Origin of the sequence: Kitasatospora sp. NPDC004799 (genome assembly GCF_040609095.1) — a bacterium.
Lineage (GTDB): Bacteria > Actinomycetota > Actinomycetes > Streptomycetales > Streptomycetaceae > Kitasatospora.
Genome location: NZ_JBEXJK010000770.1, coordinates 1 through 1,639, shown reverse-complemented (window position 1 = coordinate 1,639; position 1,639 = coordinate 1). Strand labels below are relative to the sequence as shown.

Here is a 1,639-nt window from a genome sequence, read left to right as displayed (position 1 = left end):
GTCGCCCTGATCACCGACGCCATGGGCGCGGCCGGCATGGGCGACGGCCTCTACCCCCTCGGCCCGCTCCAGGTCGAGGTCAAGGACGGCGTGGCGATGCTCCCGGACGGCAGCTCCATCGCGGGGTCCACGCTGACCCTCGACCGGGTGTTCCGACGGGCGCTCACGGTCGGGAGGATGACGCTCGGCCAGGCGGTGGAGTCGCTGTCCGCCACCCCGGCCCGGCTGCTCGGCCTGAGCGACTCGATCGGCTCCCTGGAGGCCGGCAAGCTCGCCGACCTGGTCGTGCTCGACTCGCAGAGCCACGACCTGGTCGCCGTGATGCGCCGCGGCCGCTGGGTGCTCGGCGGCGAGACCTTCTCCACCGTCAAACCCGCCTGAGCACGGACCACCTGAGCGCGGACCACCTGAGCGCGGACCCGCCCGAGCGCGGACCCGCCCGAGCGACGCCGACGGCCGCCCCTCCCCCCGGCGGGGACGGGCGGCCGCGGCGTGTCCGGCCTCAGGAGGCGGCGACCGCCGGACGCGGTGCGGACAGCACCCCGAGCAGGTGCGTCACCTCGCGGGCCACCGCCTCCCGGCCGGCCCCCAGGTAGACCCGGGTGTCGACCAGGGCCGCGTCCTGCGCGAGGCGGCCGCGGACCGCCGCGGTGAACGCCTTGTTGAGGTGGGTGGCGATGTTGACCTTCGTCATGCCGTGCGCGACCGCCGCCGCCAGGGCCTCGTCCGACGCCCCCGAGGAGCCGTGCAGCACCAGCGGCACCGGCACGGCCGCGCGCAGGGCGGCGATCAGGCCGAGGTCCGGGCTCGCCGTACGGGTGAGCATGGCGTGCGAGGTGCCGACGGCGACGGCCAGCGCGTCCACGCCGGTGCGGGCGGTGAACCCGGCCGCCTCGGCCGGGTCGGTCCGGGCGCCCGGCGCGTGCACGCCGTCCTTCCCGCCGACCTCCCCCAGCTCGGCCTCCACCCAGACGCCCGAGGCGTGGCACAGCCGCGCCACCTCGGCCGTGGCCCGCAGGTTCTCCTCGTACGGCAGCACCGAGGCGTCGAACATCACCGAGCCGAAGCCGAGCCGGACGGCCTCCTCCACCAGGGCCCGCCCGGTGGCGTGGTCCAGGTGGACGGCCACCGGGACCGACGCCGCCCGCGCCACCGCGAGCGCCGCGCCGCCGATGGGCGCGAGTCCCCCGTGGTAGCCGACAGCGTTCTCGCTGATCTGCAGGATCACCGGCGTGCCCGCGGCCTCGGCCCCGGCGACGATCGCCTCGGCGTGTTCCAGCTGGATGACGTTGAACGCGCCGACGCCGTGGCCGCCACGGGCGGCGGGCGCGACGATCTCCCCGGTTCCGACTAGCGGCATGACTCTCCTTGAGGGTGCGTCCGGTCTGCGGGTTGCGTCTGTGTCCGGTCGAGCTCCTCGATCCGGACGAGGCCGAGCAGGCGCCGGTGGGCCTCCGCGTCGAAGCGCCCGGCCTGCGGGGCCAGCACGGTGGCGGCGGACAGCGCCACGGCCCGGCGCAGCCGCTCGGGCCACGGCAGGCCGGCGGTCAGGCCGAAGGTGTCGACCAGCGGCACCAGCCGGTCGTGCTCGTACATCGACAGCAGCGACTGGCTGTTCCCGGCCTCCCGCCAGCCGTCC

2 protein-coding genes and 1 pseudogene are annotated in these 1,639 nt (G+C 76.2%); 1 reads left to right on the top strand and 2 read right to left on the bottom strand.

What is annotated here, in order from left to right:
* Positions 1–381 (top strand): amidohydrolase family protein (locus ABZW03_RS40675; RefSeq protein ID WP_355269886.1); only part of this gene is annotated, 381 nt, incomplete at its 5' end.
* Between the two features lie 121 nt (positions 382–502).
* Here the strand turns inward: ABZW03_RS40675 and ABZW03_RS40670 are convergent.
* Both ABZW03_RS40670 and ABZW03_RS40665 read right to left on the bottom strand, forming a co-directional pair.
* Positions 503–1,360, bottom strand: a complete 858-nt coding sequence (locus ABZW03_RS40670) for a class II fructose-bisphosphate aldolase (RefSeq protein ID WP_355269884.1) — start codon at positions 1,358–1,360, stop codon at positions 503–505.
* Positions 1,351–1,639, bottom strand: a pseudogene (locus tag ABZW03_RS40665) (hypothetical protein); the annotation flags it as partial. The pseudogene ABZW03_RS40665 and the gene ABZW03_RS40670, both read right to left, overlap by 10 nt.

What these genes read in the sequence shown, in the direction of transcription:
- ABZW03_RS40670 (WP_355269884.1), bottom strand. Translation starts at nt 1,360, where the DNA reads ATGCCGCTAGTCGGAACCGGGGAGATCGTCGCGCCCGCCGCCCGTGGC.